This window comes from Microbulbifer regidiadema (SeqCode), from assembly GCF_052466995.1.
Map to the genome: position 1 here is coordinate 1,369,494 of NZ_CP174297.1, position 16,032 is coordinate 1,385,525.

The 16,032-nt window shown below is 53.5% G+C and carries 15 protein-coding genes; 7 read left to right on the top strand and 8 right to left on the bottom strand.

Annotated elements, in window-relative coordinates:
* Positions 1-154 precede the first annotated feature (154 nt).
* Positions 155-835 (top strand): alpha/beta fold hydrolase, encoded by a 681-nt coding sequence (locus ACJJIK_RS05755; protein ID WP_444930739.1) that lies wholly within the window; start codon positions 155-157, stop codon positions 833-835.
* 18 nt (positions 836-853) lie between these two features.
* Here ACJJIK_RS05755 and ACJJIK_RS05760 read toward each other — a convergent pair whose 3' ends face one another.
* From ACJJIK_RS05760 to msrA, 3 genes are all read right to left on the bottom strand, one after another.
* A complete protein-coding gene (locus tag ACJJIK_RS05760) occupies positions 854-1,597 on the bottom strand; it encodes a hypothetical protein (protein WP_444944456.1) in 744 nt (247 codons plus the stop codon).
* A 429-nt stretch (positions 1,598-2,026) separates the two neighbouring features.
* Positions 2,027-2,506 (bottom strand): YopT-type cysteine protease domain-containing protein, encoded by a 480-nt coding sequence (locus ACJJIK_RS05765; RefSeq protein WP_444944457.1) that lies wholly within the window; start codon positions 2,504-2,506, stop codon positions 2,027-2,029.
* A 623-nt stretch (positions 2,507-3,129) separates the two neighbouring features.
* On the bottom strand, positions 3,130-3,753 hold the full coding sequence (gene msrA / locus ACJJIK_RS05770) for a peptide-methionine (S)-S-oxide reductase MsrA (RefSeq protein WP_444930736.1): 624 nt from the start codon (positions 3,751-3,753) through the stop codon (positions 3,130-3,132).
* Positions 3,754-3,888: 135 nt separating this feature from the next.
* Here msrA and ACJJIK_RS05775 point away from each other — a divergent pair, with 135 nt between their 5' ends.
* On the top strand, positions 3,889-4,395 hold the full coding sequence (locus ACJJIK_RS05775; RefSeq protein ID WP_444930735.1) for a J domain-containing protein: 507 nt from the start codon (positions 3,889-3,891) through the stop codon (positions 4,393-4,395).
* Positions 4,396-4,406: 11 nt separating this feature from the next.
* Here the strand turns inward: ACJJIK_RS05775 and ACJJIK_RS05780 are convergent, their stop codons facing one another.
* Genes ACJJIK_RS05780 through ACJJIK_RS05790 form a run of 3 tightly spaced genes read right to left on the bottom strand, consistent with a single transcriptional unit; the run spans position 4,407 to position 6,244 of the window.
* Entirely contained in the window at positions 4,407-5,198 is a 792-nt protein-coding gene (locus tag ACJJIK_RS05780; protein ID WP_444930734.1) for a methyltransferase, read from the bottom strand.
* A complete protein-coding gene (locus ACJJIK_RS05785) occupies positions 5,191-5,526 on the bottom strand; it encodes a nucleotide pyrophosphohydrolase (protein WP_444930733.1) in 336 nt (111 codons plus the stop codon). Before ACJJIK_RS05785 ends, ACJJIK_RS05780 begins: the two co-directional genes overlap by 8 nt.
* On the bottom strand, positions 5,513-6,244 hold the full coding sequence (locus ACJJIK_RS05790) for a DUF599 domain-containing protein (protein WP_444930732.1): 732 nt from the start codon (positions 6,242-6,244) through the stop codon (positions 5,513-5,515). The genes ACJJIK_RS05785 and ACJJIK_RS05790 overlap by 14 nt, the downstream gene beginning before the upstream one ends.
* A 177-nt stretch (positions 6,245-6,421) precedes the next feature.
* On the opposite strand from ACJJIK_RS05790, the gene ACJJIK_RS05795 reads away from it, so the two are divergent.
* From ACJJIK_RS05795 to ACJJIK_RS05810, 4 genes are all read left to right on the top strand, one after another.
* The gene (locus ACJJIK_RS05795) at positions 6,422-9,331 is read left to right on the top strand and encodes an insulinase family protein (protein WP_444944458.1); all 2,910 of its coding nucleotides are present in this window, start codon (positions 6,422-6,424) and stop codon (positions 9,329-9,331) included.
* Positions 9,332-9,435: 104 nt separating this feature from the next.
* Positions 9,436-10,179 (top strand): carboxy-S-adenosyl-L-methionine synthase CmoA, encoded by a 744-nt coding sequence (gene cmoA / locus ACJJIK_RS05800; protein WP_444930730.1) that lies wholly within the window; start codon positions 9,436-9,438, stop codon positions 10,177-10,179.
* A 6-nt stretch (positions 10,180-10,185) separates the two neighbouring features.
* A complete protein-coding gene (cmoB, locus tag ACJJIK_RS05805) occupies positions 10,186-11,163 on the top strand; it encodes a tRNA 5-methoxyuridine(34)/uridine 5-oxyacetic acid(34) synthase CmoB (protein ID WP_444944459.1) in 978 nt (325 codons plus the stop codon).
* 187 nt (positions 11,164-11,350) lie between these two features.
* Positions 11,351-12,736: an L-serine ammonia-lyase gene (locus tag ACJJIK_RS05810; RefSeq protein ID WP_444944460.1), complete on the top strand. Its 1,386-nt coding sequence runs from the start codon at positions 11,351-11,353 to the stop codon at positions 12,734-12,736.
* A gap of 154 nt (positions 12,737-12,890) precedes the next feature.
* Here the strand turns inward: ACJJIK_RS05810 and ACJJIK_RS05815 are convergent, their stop codons facing one another.
* Together ACJJIK_RS05815 and ACJJIK_RS05820 are read right to left on the bottom strand one after the other, a co-directional pair.
* Positions 12,891-13,856: an NAD(P)/FAD-dependent oxidoreductase gene (locus ACJJIK_RS05815; protein WP_444944461.1), complete on the bottom strand. Its 966-nt coding sequence runs from the start codon at positions 13,854-13,856 to the stop codon at positions 12,891-12,893.
* Positions 13,857-14,373: 517 nt separating this feature from the next.
* The gene (locus ACJJIK_RS05820; RefSeq protein WP_444944462.1) at positions 14,374-15,276 is read right to left on the bottom strand and encodes an NAD(P)/FAD-dependent oxidoreductase; all 903 of its coding nucleotides are present in this window, start codon (positions 15,274-15,276) and stop codon (positions 14,374-14,376) included.
* 115 nt (positions 15,277-15,391) lie between these two features.
* Here ACJJIK_RS05820 and ACJJIK_RS05825 point away from each other — a divergent pair, with 115 nt between their 5' ends.
* Positions 15,392-15,817 carry an Rrf2 family transcriptional regulator gene (locus ACJJIK_RS05825; protein WP_444944463.1) on the top strand — a complete coding sequence of 142 codons (426 nt, stop codon included), beginning with the start codon at positions 15,392-15,394 and terminating at the stop codon, positions 15,815-15,817.
* Positions 15,818-16,032: the final 215 nt, after the last annotated feature.

Below are 16,032 nucleotides of genomic sequence, written 5' to 3' on the forward strand. Positions count from 1 at the left end.
TGCACATTTATATATATGCGCAGCAAATTAAGTAACTTCAGCTCAATTAGCACACGGATATCTCAGGGCACCCACACTGCGTGTGGCACAACCGATCATCAAGAGGCATTAACCAGTGAAACTTGTACTGCTACCCGGAATGGATGGAACCGGAATGCTATTTGAAGCGATACTCACAGAGCTTCAAGCCGTGGATAGCATAGTTTTGCCCCTACCCCAAAGAGGGGAGCAGGACTATCTAACCCTATCTCAATATATCTACAAAAGACTCCCAAATGAGGATTTTATTTTAATAGCGGAGTCTTTTTCCGGAGGTATTGCCGCACAGTTGTCCGGCCAGCAGATCCCAAATTTAAAAGGAATCATTTTTGTTGCCTCATTTCTCTCATCACCTAAGCGGCTGCTCGCCAGCATAATGACACGACTACCAATCCATAAAATGGCAAGATTACCGGTGGCCAGTATTGTATATCGACTGTTCTGTTTGGGCTGGAGAGCTAGCCGCAGCACGCTAAATCAGTTCAAACTAGCGATCGAAGCAACGCCCAGCGGAGCGCTAAGATCTAGACTTAGGGTAATAGCCACCTCTAAATACCAAAATTTTAGCTCAACAGTACCAGCCGTATATATCCGCGCATTACAGGACACTCTCGTCCCAGAGAAAAAATCTAAAGAATTTAAAGTGGCATATTCAGATATCGTGTTTATCGAACTTGAAGGACCTCATTTTATCCTTCAATCTAAACCTCAAGCCGCAGCCCGTGCAATCACTCAGGCTGTAGATATTCTAACCGGCAAAGACACCGAGCAGATTGAGGTCCGCTCAGCGCCTTAGAAATCCAGCTGCAAACGATCACCAAACTTTGCGGGTATAGGCATCCACTGTCCAATCATTTGTAAACCGAATAAACCAACCGGACATGTAGGCATGGCGGTAATAGGCCTCAAAAAAGTTAAAGAAATCATTTCTATTCCAGAATAGGTACTCACCGTAATTGGGGTCAAAAAATAGAGCTCCGACATCAGACGGCACCCGATCATCTGCTATCCAAACACCTACTGCATGCCCCGCTCTGCGACCTGAAAAAGTGATATAACCATAGGCATCTCTAAGTTGTCGCAATGCATTCACTAAGCGAACATTAATTGGTGGTGTAGGCGGTCTCGGTGGAGCAGCTTGTCCTGGCCGTAGCACCACCATGTTATTAAGATCCTCATCAATCTGGCTAGTGCTCCAGCGATCTTCTTGATGTAAACCTTGCTGTATAAGCCAATTTTCAATATTAGGCCCCTGCCCGCCACCACCATAAGTCCAGGTGTGAAAATCACGTGCCACCCTGATTAGCTGGTTAACATTCAAAGATCGGTAGCTACGGAAGCCAAATCGGCCCGCATTTGCTGTAGTTGGCGTTAGCCCAAGCTTGTCCGGAAGCCCCGTTTCATCTACGGCTCCGCATTTAATCCAGTGGGCAGCTAAAGCTGCACAAATACCAAATTTGCTAAACCTGAAATAATGAATATAAGTGCGTGGGGAGGATTGTGAAAACCCCCATGTTTTCACACCATTGTGATCCGCTGCAATGCGATTGACTCCCATAGCCTTCTCCTCCTTTCTATTTAAACTTCCTATTCTTTACAACTTAATCCTAAGCCACCTGCACACTACTAACTTTAGGTATTGGGCAAATATTTTTAGGTTTTAGGCGATTTCAGATATGGGACAACCTAAAGCTGAGGGGTCTGGCACCCAAGAGGCTTCAATAACCGAGGAGACCTTTAAACAATTTCGTAATATCTCTGCGCGCCGTGATGGCAATTAACGAACTTACAGCAGAGGCCACCCTGGCATCCAAGTTAACTTCTATAAGCAACAGCGGGCAAGTTGCCATGCCCGCCTATCCCGACAGCTGGATCGGCCATTGTGCGCATCAGTGAAGCCACCTCCAACAAGCCGCGATTAGATCTGATTCATTTCAGCCATTTTATCACCTGAAGTTCAACACCACTTACTCAAACTCCAAAACCATTACCAAACGCTTACTTTATAAGCATTAATATTCCATCGGCCCGAATAATTTTGCCAACCAGATAAATAGGCATAGCGATAAAAAGCATCAAAAAAATTAAGAAAATCATTTTTTGACGGGAAGCGGAATTCACCATAGTTTGGATCAAAGAATAGAGCACCAACTTCAGAGGGAATACGCTCATCCGCGATCCAAACAGCTATCGCATGCCCGGAACGCCGTGAACTAATAGAAATATATCCATAGGTTTCACGAAAGCGACTAAATGCATTCACAAGACATCTATTAACAGGTGGAATGGGGTTCGCAGGTGGCGGTGGGTTTCCCGGCACTATTGGTGCAAGGTTTTGTACGGCTAGATCTGCCCAACTGGTGCAATACTCATTCGCCTTAGTAAGACCGTTGTAAATTAACCAATTATCGATATTATCCCTCTGCCTGCCTCCCCCGTTAGTCCAAAAATGAAAATCCTTTGCCACCTTGACTAACTCACCGGTATTAAGTGATCGGTAAGAGGGATATCTTATTGGACCGAGAGTTATAGAACACGGTGTCAATCCAAGCTTGTTCGGCAGGCTTTTATCATCTACCGCATGAGTCTTAATCCAGTGTGCGCTGAGTGCGGCACATATTCCACGTGGACCATACTTGGCATAGTGTACCCAACTCCGGAGTGAACTTTGCGAAAACCCCCAGGTTTTAACCCCATTATGTGCTCTCGCAATTCTATTTACACCCATTAATCCACCTTAAAGCTGCTATAGCATTTCATTATTATGTCTCTTTGCCTAAATACGCGGCTAGAGTGAAACCTGTAACCGGTTCCTATTTTTAAGCCCCCGCCACATCAAGTAATGAGGTGCTCCAGGGTGCTCTCTACAGCAACCTAGAGGTGAGACTTTACGCGCCAGGGCCGCAGCAAACTTTAGCTTACGGGCTTAATTTTTTAGATTTTTGCCATAACTTGTCTGTATCCAAATACAGGAAAGCTAACTTGGTGAAGGTAGGTGGGGAAGAGAAAATGACGGGAGAGTAATTGTAGCCAGTGCCACAAAAACAGGCGGTACTCCCTGCACCGCCCGCTTCTGCTAACAGATAACGTCTAGTCGTACATGGGGTTGCGAAGAATCGGGCAAATCGCCTCTTGGTTCTTCGCCATATACTGCTGGTGGTACTCCTCGGCGTAGTAGAACGGTTGAACCATACTGATTTCGGTGGTGATTACCCCGCGATCTTTCCCATCCAGGGCCTCCTGCACCGCCGCTTTACTCGCTTCCGCCTCCTGTTTCTGCTCTTCGTTCAGGCAGAAGACACACGAGCGATACTGGGAACCGATATCGTTACCCTGGCGCATGCCCTGGGTTGGGTCGTGGTGATCCCAGAAAACACGCAACAACTCTGCATAGCTGACTTTGGCCGGATCAAATATAACCTTGACCACTTCGGCATGTCCGGTGCGTCCCGTACAGACTTCATCGTAGTTGGGGTTTTCAGTGGCGCCATCGGTGTAGCCAACCGCCGTGGCATAGACACCATTCAGCTCCCAAAACACGCGCTCTGCGCCCCAGAAGCAGCCCATACCAAAAATGGCAACGTCCAGATTGTCGGGGAATGGCTCTTTTATCGTGTTGCCATTTACAAAGTGTGTGCCACTAATCTCCATTGGCTGGGGCCGACCGGGCAGTACCTGATCCGCGTCGGGTATTTGAAATTTATCGTATTGCATACTGTCTTCTCGAGTACAGGAATTTTCTTTTGTCAGGATAGCGCTAAGGCGCTTATCCTCCCATATCATCTGCGAATCAAATAGTTATGATACGCAAAACCAACATCGGCAGTTCAACACTACAAGGAGTTGTCATTGGCGCGCTTAATCTTGCTGATTTTAATCGCTATCGCCGCCTGGTATCTCTGGCAAAAAATCAAATCTAGCTCACCGCAGAACCGACGCAAGCAAATTTTTATCGCCTGTATCGCCGGCGTCGCCGCGATTGTGGTTGCACTGACCCTAACCGGGCGCCTGCACTGGGTGGGGGCAGCCCTGGTATTAGTACTCCCCCTGCTGGGGCGTTTACTCAACCAAGTCATCCGCTTTTTACCCTGGCTGATGCCGCTGTTTGAAAAACATTCAAACCGGCGCTCAAATCCACAGGGTACGCAGAGCCCTCCTCCACATAATAGTGAGGGCCCGTCACTCTCCGAGCACGAGGCGCGCCAAATCCTTGGTGTCGGAACCGATGCCGATAGAGAGGAAATCATTAGTGCGCACCGCAAGTTAATCCAGAAACTCCATCCGGATCGGGGTGGCAACGATTACCTGGCATCGCGTATCAATGCCGCCAAACAGTTGTTGCTAAGGGGCCTATAAATAATTTCCGGTTAAACCTTACAAAGCAGGTGGATATACCTGGCCAACTGCCGATAGGGGTCCACCTGGGAGTATTCAAGCTCTTTTGCCACAATCGCCGATGCCGGCAACTTTTCCCGAATTGAGGGCGTCATAAAATCGTGAAAGCAGCGGATGCCGCTGTGACAAACCACAGAAAAACCCGCCTCAGTCAACCATTCGTCTACCCACTCCGGTAAAAGTGGGTTCTGCGGGGTCAAACTACCTGGGTGCCCTCCCCAGTAATCTCCGTCAATATTGCGCTCCAATTGGCGAAAGCTACCGCGCTGCAACAGGCGAAACTCCAGTGCGCGGCGGTTGTAGAAGGTCAGCGACAGGTGGCCACCGGGCTTTAGCAGCGCGCGCAGCTGTTGCAATGCCTGCTGTGGCTGCTCCAACCACTCCAGTACCGCGTGGCAAATAACCAAATCGGCATCGCGCAGCGCCTCCACCTGCGGCAGCTCTTGCAAAGGCTTGTGCAGCAGGGTCATCTGCTTGTGCAAATGGCGCTGGTGAATTTCCGCAGCGGCGTGCTCAAGCATTTGTGCGGAGATATCGGCGAGGAAAACCTCGTGCCCCGCCTCAGCCAAATCCATGGCAAAGTGCCCCTGACCACCCCCAGCATCAACGATTTTTAGGCTGCGCTGTTCGCTCTCCAACAAAGGGGCCAAGTCCCGGTTGAGGACCGCCAGGCGAATATCCCCCTTGAGGCCACCGTAGATACGCTTGCGAAAACGGTGGGCGAGATCATCAAAGTTGCGATCTTGATACGGACTGTCAGCCATTGGAATCCTCGCCTTGCAAAGCCTCTGCACAACGGCGGCGGTTCTCGGCAAATTTACGCTGCAACGCTACATCCATATCGACCCCGAGTACTGCGGCCAACTTGCTCAGGTACATCTGGATATCCGCCAGCTCGGCGGCGATCTGAGCGGCCTTATCGCCGGCCATCAAATCACAGATTTCCGTATCACTGCACCACTGAAAGTGTCGCCCCAGCTCAGCCACTTCCACTGATAGCGCCATAGTCAGATTTTTGGGTGTGTGCAGTGACTGCCAACTGCGAGCCTCAGCAACCCCATCAAAAGCCGCCAGGATTTCACGATGTTCCATCGGATTTCTTCCTCTGCTGGCGCTCCAAGTCCCCACCACGGGCGGCCAAAATTGAATTCAGTGCGCGGGACAAAAACTCCCGCCGGTATAAAACACAGACAACAAACAGGTAACCGGCAATAAACAGCAGTGGATGGATAAACCAACCCAACACTGACATTGAGAAGTAATAGGAGCGCAGGCCGTAGTTGTAGCTGTGGCCCGCATGGTCGATCACTTTGGCGGTGCTGATGGCAAAACGGCGCCGCTCCTCTTCCGATATCCCCTCAGCCTCCGGCGGTGGCGCGGCCCCAATCAGGACATTGGCGAAGGAGTACTGGCGCAACGACCAGGTAAAATTGAAAAAGGCAAAGATGAAAATCAGGACCAGTAACATCACCTTGAGTTCAAACTGCTCAACGGTGGTGGGCTCCGCAAAAGGCAAGCTGGTGAGTACTTCAATGGCGGCCTTGTTCGCCGTCAAAGCCGTTACCAGACCCGCCAGGATTAGAATGCTCGTGGAGGCGAAAAAACCAATCACCCGCTCCAGGTTGCTGAGAATAGCTGTGTCAGCCATGCGCATATCTCTATCGAGCATACGCATCATCCACTCAACTCGGTACCACTGAAGTGATGATGTTAGACACCAGGTTTCTTTGGCTTTTTTTCGCGCAAATACGGTGTAACCCACCCAGGTGATAAAAAAACCAGTAACACTGGCAATATCCAACCAGGACAACCTCTAAAATCTCCGTGTTCGTCTACATTTATGCCGTAGGTTCGGCAAGCGGAGTCTTCGCCCTACTGGCATCCTTGTCAACACTGTCTTTCCGGTGTGTGCAAGCGGTAGAATAGCGCCCTTTCGCCGGCAGCAGTGGCCGGCCAGAAAATTCATATAACTCCAGGGAGCTGTCTTTTGAGCAACTCACATCCTGCATTTGAACTGGTTACCAGCGCAGATATTGATTCTCTCGGCGTGCGCGTCGAGGAATACCGACACATTACTACCGGTGCCCAGCACCTGCACATCGCCGCAGACAACTCGGAAAATGTTTTCCTTGTCGCCCTGCGCACCGTGCCCGAAGACTCCACCGGTGTCGCCCATATTCTTGAACACACCGCCCTGTGTGGCAGTGACAAGTACCCGGTGCGCGACCCCTTCTTTATGATGATCCGGCGCTCACTCAACACCTTTATGAACGCCTTCACTAGTTCAGATTGGACTGCCTATCCGTTTGCCAGCCAGAATCGCAAGGATTTCGACAATCTGCTCGACGTCTACCTGGATGCGGTATTTTTTGCGCGCCTGGACCCGCTGGACTTTGCCCAGGAAGGCCATCGCCTGGAATTCGCCGAAGCGGATAATGTGAGCAGCGAACTCGTCTACAAAGGCGTAGTGTTCAACGAAATGAAGGGGGCCATGAGCTCTGTCACCTCACAATTGTGGCACACCCTGAGCAAGTACCTGTTCCCCACCACCACCTATCACTACAACTCCGGTGGCGAGCCCAGCGATATTCCCAAGCTGAGTTACGAGCAGTTGGTGGCCTTCTACCGCAGCCACTACCACCCCAGCAACGCCACCTTTATGACCTTCGGTGATATCCCCGCCGCAGAACACCAAGCCGCGTTTGAAGAAAAGGCGCTGCACAAGTTCGAGAAACTGGATAAAACCATTTCCGTCGGGCGCGAAGATCGCTACCAGGCACCGCTGAAAGTCGAAGAGCGCTACCCGTTAAATGGCGAGCCCCTGAAGGCCAAGACCCATATCGTATTGAGCTGGCTGCTGGGTGATGTCACCGATCTTGAAGAAGCCCTGACCGCACACCTGCTCGCCGGCGTACTGCTGGACAACAGCGCCTCACCGCTGATGAAGCTATTGGAAACCACCGAGCTGGGCACCTCCCCTTCGCCGCTGGTGGGCCTGGACGATTCCCAGCGCGAACTGGTGTTTGTCTGCGGCATTGAGGGCAGCGAGCGCGAGAGTGCCGACGAACTGGAACAGCAGGTTCTCGCTGTACTGAAGGACGTGGCGGAAAACGGCATCCCCTACGAACAGGTAGAAGCCAGCTTGCACCAGCTGGAATTGCAACAGCGGGAGATTGGTGGCGACGGTTACCCGTTCGGCTTACAGCTGATTCTCACCGCGCTGACCGGTGCCACCCACCGTGGCGATGCCATCGGCCTGCTGAATATCGATGCCACCCTGGAGCGCCTGCGCGAGCAGATCAAAGATCCAAAATTTATCGCCAACAAGGCCCGCGAACTCCTGCTGGAAAACCAGCACCGCGTGCGCCTGGTACTGAGCCCCGATGAACAGCTGGCCGCACGCCGCGAGCAGGCGGAGAAAGACCAGCTGGCGGAAATCAAAGCTGCTCTCAGCGACAAAGAAAAAGCGCAAATTGTCGAAACCGCCAAAGCCCTGACCGATCGACAAAACCGCGAGGACGACGCCTCAATCCTGCCCAAAGTCGGCGTGGAAGATATTCCCGCAGAGCTGCCGGATACCGAAGGCGAAGCAGTAGAGCTGGGTCCACAGAAGTTGACCCGCTACAGCGCGGGCACCAACGGCCTGGCCTACCAGCAAATGGTCTGCGCGCTGCCGGAATTCAGCGAAACCGAAAAGCAACTGCTGCCCTACTACTGCCAGGTGCTGAGCGAAGTCGGCCTGGGTGAAAAAGACTACCTGGAAGTCCAGCAGTGGCAGACCAGCGTGGTGGGCGCCCTGCACGGCTTCACCAGCAGCCGCACTGCTATCGACAACCTGGATCACTTGTCCGGCCACTTTATCCTGTCTGGTAAAGCACTGGCTCGCAATCAGGGCGGCCTCACCGAACTGATGCAAGCCACCATGGAGCAGGTGCGTTTTGACGAACACGCCCGCATCAAGGAACTGCTCCTGCAAACCCTTGCCCGCCGCGAACAGGGCGTTGTCGGCAACGGCCACGCCCTCGCTATGGCTGCTGCCAGTGCCGGCTACAACCGCGCGGCCTGGGAGAGCCATGCCAGCGGTGGCCTGCTGGGTTTACGCAACCTACGCGCCCTGGTGGCCGGGCTGGAAAAAGAGGACGGCCTGCAAGACCTGTCCAACCACTTCCAGGCTATCCACCAGAAAATCCTCGCCGCACCGCGCCAGTTCCTGCTGATAGGTGAAGAGGAGAAAATTGGCGATTTCAGCCAGACACTGCTGCCGCTGACCTCCACTCCCAGCACTGCCGCTGCCGATCCCGCCGCGCCCTTCGAACGCAAGCAGATCGAGGAACTCTGGGTTGCCAACAGCCAGGTAAACTTCTGTGCCAAAGCCTACGCCACTGTGCCTATGTCCCACCCGGACGCGGCACCGCTATCGGTTTTGAGTGGTTTCCTGCGCAACGGTTTCCTGCATCGCACCATCCGCGAACAGGGCGGCGCCTACGGCGGCGGCGCTGGCCACGACAGCAATATCGGCGTATTCCGCTTCTACTCCTACCGCGATCCGCGTATGGGTGAAACCCTGGAAGACTTCGATGCATCCCTGAAGTGGCTGGCCGAAGAGAAGCACAAGGAAGAGCAGGTTGAGGAAGCGATCCTCGGCGTCGTCGGCGGTCTGGATAAGCCCGGCTCCCCCGCTGGTGAAGCCAAGAAGAACTTCCACTCGGGCCTGTACGGACGCACCCACGCGGCGCGCCAGAAATTCCGCAAACAGGTCACCGAAGTTACCCTGGCAGATCTGCAACGGGTGGGCGCCACCTATCTGGACCCGAGTAAGGCCAGCACCGCCATTGTTACCGGCCCCCAAGGTAGCGAAGCGGCAGCCAAACTCAACTTGAAGGAAGAAAAGCTCTAACCCGGGCCCATCTATTCCCCGGCAGTAACTCTTCCGGGGAAACTCTGCGGCGCCGGACAAAAACCGGCGCCGCTGTATCGCCGTTATCCTCTAGCGAAGTTCCAATGAGTAAACACGACAATATTTATGCAAACCCACTGGGCCAGGTAGCCGGCTTCGAGTTCGATCGCCAAGTGGTGCAAGTTTTCCCCGATATGATCAAGCGCTCAGTGCCCGGCTACACCACGATTGTGGCCATGATCGGCACCCTGGCAGAGCGCTACGCCCAAGCTGGAAGCCGCTGCTACGACCTGGGCAGTTCCCTGTGCGCGGCAACCCTGGCCATGCGCCATCGCATCCCCGCCGCCGACTGTGAGATCGTCGCCGTAGACAATTCGAAGGCCATGGTCGACCAGGCACGCACAGTGCTCGAAGCCGATAGCGGTGAAGTTCCCGTACAACTTATCTGCGACAACCTGCAAAACGTCACCATTGAAAACGCCTCGGTCGTGGTACTCAACTTCACCCTGCAATTTATTCCGGTGGAAGAGCGCGAGGAAATCCTACAGAAAATCCACGATGGCCTGCGTCCCGGCGGCATTCTGATTATTTCTGAAAAAGTGGACTTCGCCGATAAAGCCCACAACGAGCTGATGATCGAACTGCACCACTCCTTTAAAGCCGCCAACGGCTACAGCGCACTGGAAATCGCCCAGAAGCGTTCCGCGCTGGAAAATGTATTAATTCCGGAAACCCTGGATACCCACCGCGCACGGCTGAAGAACGTCGGCTTTACCAGTGTCGATGTCTGGTTCCAGTGTTTTAATTTTGCCTCTTTAATCGCCATCAAAGGCGCGCCGGAAAAGTAAGTACCCGTGATCGACTACACCCAACTCTACCAGGGCCTGCAACACGTGCCCGCCCTGCGCACCTGGCTGGCCCAGTTGCCGACACAAGTCGCTGAAAACCTGAGTCCGCATCGCTGGGGCGATCTGCCCGACTGGCGCGCGGCAGTGGAAGCCCTACCGGAAATCACCCCCTCCTCTGTCGAATTTGCCAGCAAAGTTTGTGCGGGCAGTCCGGCCGACGCCAGCCCGGAACAACTCGAGGCCCTGGAACGGGAGCTGCGCAAGTTGCACCCCTGGCGCAAAGGCCCCTGGGAGCTGTTCGGGCTGCATATCGACACCGAGTGGCGCTCCGACTGGAAGTGGGACCGGGTATTGCCGCACTTGGCGCCACTGGAAAATCGACTGGTGCTGGATGTGGGTTGTGGCAATGGCTACCACTGCTGGCGATCTTACGGCGCCGGCGCGCGCCGGGTCATCGGCATAGATCCCTCGGTCAAATTTGTCGCACAGTTTTACGCCCTGAAAAAATACCTGGGCCGGGAGGCGCCGGTAGACCTGCTGCCCCTGGGTATTGAAGCGCTGCCGGCCAACCTGCGCGCTTTCGACACCACTTTCTCCATGGGAGTGCTCTATCACCGCCGCTCGCCCATGGATCACCTGCGCGAACTACGCGAAACCCTGCGCCCCGGCGGCCAGCTGGTGCTGGAGACCCTGGTTATCGACGGCGGACTGGGCGACTGCCTGGTCCCCGAAGACCGCTATGCAAAAATGCGCAATGTATGGTTTTTCCCCAGCTGTGCCACCCTGGAGAGCTGGCTGCGCAAATGCGGTTTCCGCAACCCCAGAACCGTAGACCTAAATGCCACCAATCTGGGGGAGCAGCGCCGTACCGACTGGATGCATTTCGAATCCCTGGCGGATTTTCTCGACCCAGAGTCGCCGGATAAAACCGTAGAGGGTCACCCTGCGCCCAAAAGGGCGGTTTTGGTCGCGGAAGCGCCGTAACTTCTCTTACACTTCTTGCCTGGGACCTCATAAATTCCGCAAAATTGATCTGCGATAGAATTTTGTACGGAATGGGGGCCACCATCTTGATTGTTGGGACTCATGAGGCAAAGTGCGCCCCTAAATAGTGCAACTATATCCTTTAGGGAGGGCTGCCGCAGGATGCAGCCCAGCGCAGAGAATATTTATGAGTATTAGCGTATTCGAGCTCTTCAAGATCGGGGTCGGCCCCTCCAGTTCCCACACTGTCGGCCCCATGGTCGCTGCCCGTCAATTCGTGCGGGATTTATTGGGCCGAGATCAACTTTCCCGCACAGATCGCGTACAGGTCCACCTGTACGGTTCACTGGCACTAACCGGAGTCGGCCACGGCACCGATATGGCGGTATTGATGGGACTGCTAGGTCACTCCCCTGACACGATCGATGTGGATGCTATCGAAGAGAAAATGGCGCATATCCACAGCGCGCGTACCCTACTGTTGAGCGGTGACCACAACATAGAGTTTATTCGCGAGCGCGACCTGATTTTCCATATGGAAGAGTTCCTTCCCCAGCACTCCAACGGCATGACCTGCCAGGCCTATTCCGGCGAGGAACTGCTATTTGAGCGCAGCTACTTCTCCATCGGCGGCGGCTTTGTGCTCTCCGAGGAGGACTTTGCCCACAAAGAGGAGATCGCCACCCTACTGCCGTATGACTTCAGCAACGGGGAACAGCTGATGCAGATCTGTGATCAGCGCGGCTGGAGTATCGCCGAGCTGGCCATGGAAAATGAAAAAGCTTTCCGCAGCGAGCAGGAGGTCAAAGACCGCCTGTGGAATATCTGGAAAGTGATGGACGCCTCTATTGAGCGGGGCTGCCAGCAGCATGGCATTTTACCCGGTGGCTTGAATGTGCGCCGCCGCGCCGCAGAACTCTACCGGGAGTTGAGCAAGCAGAGCCCGGAAGAGCGCAACCACGGCCTCGCGATTCTCGACTGGGTCAGCCTTTTTGCCCTGGCGGTAAATGAGGAGAATGCCGCGCGCGGGCGCATCGTCACCGCACCCACCAACGGCGCTGCCGGGGTCATTCCCGCCGTTATCGCCTACTACGTAGAGTTTGTACACGACAGCAAAATCCACGGTGAACTGAAAGATCAGGTAGTGAAATTCCTGCTCACCGCCGGCGCTATCGGTATGCTGTTTAAAAAGAACGCCTCTATTTCTGCGGCTGAAGTGGGCTGCCAGGGAGAGATTGGCGTAGCCTGCTCCATGGCCTCCGCCGGTTTGGCAGCCGTAGAGGGGGGCACCAATCAGCAGATCGAAAACGCTGCGGAGATTGGTATGGAGCACAACCTCGGCCTAACCTGCGATCCCATCGGCGGACTGGTGCAGGTCCCCTGTATCGAGCGCAACACCATGGGTGCGGTAAAAGCCATTAACGGCGCGCGCCTGGCCCTGCGCGGTGATGGCGCCCATATCGTACCGCTGGACAGCGTGATCGAAACCATGCGCCAAACCGGTATCGATATGCAGAGCAAATACAAAGAGACCTCTCTCGGCGGACTGGCCGTAAACGCGGTGAACTGCTGATTGATTCGGCAGGAGCCAATGGTGCTCCTGCCACTTTAGCGGATCAGAGGAGAGGCGGTACTCGCTCAATACACCTCCGCAAGCTCGAATAGACCCCATGCCTTATAGGGCCAGGCACAATGGCATCGATGATATTGCGCCAATTGTTAAACCGTCAACGCTTCGATATCAGCGAGCGATGGGCCCCAACCCCGGCCATGGCACCGGATACAATAGCTAAAGCCTCATCTTGCACCGAATTGGAGATATCGCCGGCTGCGAATACCCCCTTTACCGAGGTTTCCTTAAAACCATTAACTTTAACGACCTGCCCGTGGAATGACGCCTCCAACTCCAGCCCCAGCTGGCTGACAAAGGACTGTGCCAACCCCGCTTTAGGACTTACGTAGAGCCCCTCAAGTGTTAGCTTGCGGCCGTCATCTAAAATAACCCCTCCCAAGCTATCCCCCTCGCCTTGCAAATAGGCAATCGGGGTTTCTTCCAGCCTCACCCCCCGAGCCAGCAAGTGATTGAGCACTTCTTCCTCCGGGCGGAACTGCCCCTGGGTAAATAAGGTCGTAGCCCCCCATTCAGGGATCATTACCGCTTGCTGGAAAGACAGATCACTGGTTGCCAACACCCCTAAAGGGTGCCCCTTCAACTCATAACCATGGCTATCGGGATAGAAAATCACACTCCTGCCCCAACGCTCCTTTATCCCGGGAATATCCGGCAGCCGGTCGGCAATATCGGTTGCAAGAATCAGCTTTTTTGCCATAAAAGTGGTATCACTCTGTGCACTGATAACCGCAAATCCCTCTTCCAGGACCTCAACACTATCGGCAACATCTTCAACGAGCTGAAAACTTGAATAAGAGTTCAGTTGGGATAACGCTGTTGTGTGGATCTCTTGCGGCGTATCCCCCCCCAAACCCAACACCCCATGGGACACTTGCGCAAAGCCATGCGAAGCTTTATTCGTCTCCAGCATAACAACCTTGCGGCACCCACAAACGAGCTGCATCGCCGCAGATAAACCGGCAAAGCTACCACCAATGATCAATACATCCGCATCCATAATCACCTCTCCGATATTGTGTAACTTTAATGGCTGTACAAAATACGAAGCCGAGCGCTCCATGCCCTGTTCCATTGAAATATGACCGATAGACCCGGGGGCCTCGGCAATAATGGCCGCACTGCTCCCCTGCGATCACCCGCAGAGTCATGGCGCCATTAAGCACATACAGGCCAACAAAAGGCACAATGGTAGCCGGCCTTTAATGACATTTATGCTACTGGATATCCATAGAATCCCGGGAGATGACCCAGTTTTTACCACAGGTCTAACAGGCAAGTACACTCATGTATTGTTAAGCAAACAGTCACAGCCTACTCAAGGAGTAATAAATAGGATTAAAGTGTTTTGTTTGCACGATTTGGGGAGATTACTCTGGATCAAGGTGCCTCTAAAACCCCGCAGAGCGAGCCTCGAAGGCTACAGATATATTGTGCTAAGTGGGTACACTGACACTCCCCTCACCATTGATAGAAATAACTGACATTTATCGGCCAGGTAATTCATACTTCTAGTGCTGGGCATATAGGAAAAATTGCTGAGCGCTATTGATGGCCTCCTACCAGCAACTTTTAAACTATCAATATTTAAATATCAGCGAGCGATGGGCTCCAACTCCAGCCATAGTGCCGGATGCAATGGCAAAGGTTGCGCTTTGCAGCGGATTGGAAATATCCCCCGCAGCGAATACCCCCTTAACAGAGGTTTCCTTAAAGTCATCGACCTTCACAATCCGCCCGCTAAATGACTCTTCCAACTCAAGCCCCAACTGACTGACAAAAGGGGCCGTCAACTCCACTTTGGGGCTCACGTAGAGTCCCTCAAGTACTACCTTGCGCCCTCCTTCCAGAACAACGCTCTCCAAACTATCCCCCTCCCCTTGCAAATAGGCAATAGGGGTTTCCTCCAGCACCACGCCTCGATCCAGCAAGTGATCGAGCACCTCCCCTTCAGGATTAAATTGCCCCTGAGTAAATAAGGTGGTAGCGCCCCAGTCGGGGATCATCGCCGCTTGATGGAAAGACAGCTCACTAGTCGCCAACACCCCTAAAGGGCGATCACTCAGTTCATAGCCGTGGCAATAGGGACAGTGAATCACACTCCTACCCCAGCGCTCCTTCACCCCGGGAATATCTGGCAGCCGGTCGGCAATACCGGTTGCAAGAATCAGCTTTTTTGCCACAAAAGGGGTTTTGCTTTGCGCACTGATAACCGCAAATCCCTCTTCCAGGACCTCCACGCTATCGGCAGTATCTTCAACCAGCTGAAAACTCGAATAAGAATTTAGCTGGGATAACGCCGTTGTACGGATCTCTTCCGGCGTCTTCCCATCCAGACAGAACACGCCATGCGAAGTTTGCGCAAAGCGATTTCGAGGTTTATTCCCGTCCAGCACAACAACCTTACGGTGCCCGCGAACAAGTTGCATAGCGGCAGATAAACCGGCAAAGCTACCACCGATGATCAGTACATCCGTATCCATAGTCACCCCTCCGATATCATGTAACTATTATTGTTACATAAGGGTTTAAGGCTGCACAACCCACGTAACAGAAAAAGTTTCATGATATGCTACATAATCAGAGACTAGGTGAATTATGCGTAAAGACAGCCGACTATCCCGGGCGCTTCATGTCCTTATCCACTTGAATATGAGCGACAGGCCAGTTACCTCAGAAAAAATGGCCACGATGCTACTCACCAATCCCGTGGTCGCTCGCAGAACTATGGCCCTACTGCGGGATCAGGGATACGTGCGATCCAGCAAAGGACATAATGGTGGCTGGTCTCTCGCAAAGCCCTTAAGTGCAATTACACTACTGGATATCCATAAAGCCCTGGGAGATAGCTCTGTTTTCACCATAGGCCTAACCGATGAGCACGCCAACTGCGTGATTGAGCGGGCCGTCAACCGCACCCTAAAAGATGCAATGAATCAGGCCGAAAGTATTTTGCTTGCGCGGTTTGGGGAAATTACCCTGGATCAGCTCGGCAAGGACTTCGCGCCCCCAGAGAATTCATAATAATTCCCCCATACGAGGCAGCGAGGCAGCGAGGCAGCGAGGCAGCGAGGCAGCGAGGCAGCGAGGCAGCGAGGCAGCGAGGCAGCGAGGCAGCGAGGCAAGCTTAACTCTCTATGCCAAGCTTCCAAACACCCAGTGCTATTTCACGATGGGGCGCTACACTGGCATTATTCGCTCCGCTTATAGAAATGACTAATCTTTAGCGGCTTGGCGTG

Coding starts and splice junctions, on each gene's coding strand:
- ACJJIK_RS05760 (WP_444944456.1), bottom strand. CDS start 1,597: ATGGGAGTCAATCGCATTGCAGCGGATCACAATGGTGTGAAAACATGG.
- ACJJIK_RS05780 (WP_444930734.1), bottom strand. CDS start 5,198: ATGGCTGACAGTCCGTATCAAGATCGCAACTTTGATGATCTCGCCCAC.
- ACJJIK_RS05825 (WP_444944463.1), top strand. CDS start 15,392: ATGCGTAAAGACAGCCGACTATCCCGGGCGCTTCATGTCCTTATCCAC.
- ACJJIK_RS05785 (WP_444930733.1), bottom strand. CDS start 5,526: ATGGAACATCGTGAAATCCTGGCGGCTTTTGATGGGGTTGCTGAGGCT.
- msrA (WP_444930736.1), bottom strand. CDS start 3,753: ATGCAATACGATAAATTTCAAATACCCGACGCGGATCAGGTACTGCCC.
- ACJJIK_RS05820 (WP_444944462.1), bottom strand. CDS start 15,276: ATGGATACGGATGTACTGATCATCGGTGGTAGCTTTGCCGGTTTATCT.
- ACJJIK_RS05815 (WP_444944461.1), bottom strand. CDS start 13,856: ATGGAGCGCTCGGCTTCGTATTTTGTACAGCCATTAAAGTTACACAAT.
- ACJJIK_RS05810 (WP_444944460.1), top strand. CDS start 11,351: ATGAGTATTAGCGTATTCGAGCTCTTCAAGATCGGGGTCGGCCCCTCC.
- cmoA (WP_444930730.1), top strand. CDS start 9,436: ATGAGTAAACACGACAATATTTATGCAAACCCACTGGGCCAGGTAGCC.
- ACJJIK_RS05755 (WP_444930739.1), top strand. CDS start 155: ATGCTATTTGAAGCGATACTCACAGAGCTTCAAGCCGTGGATAGCATA.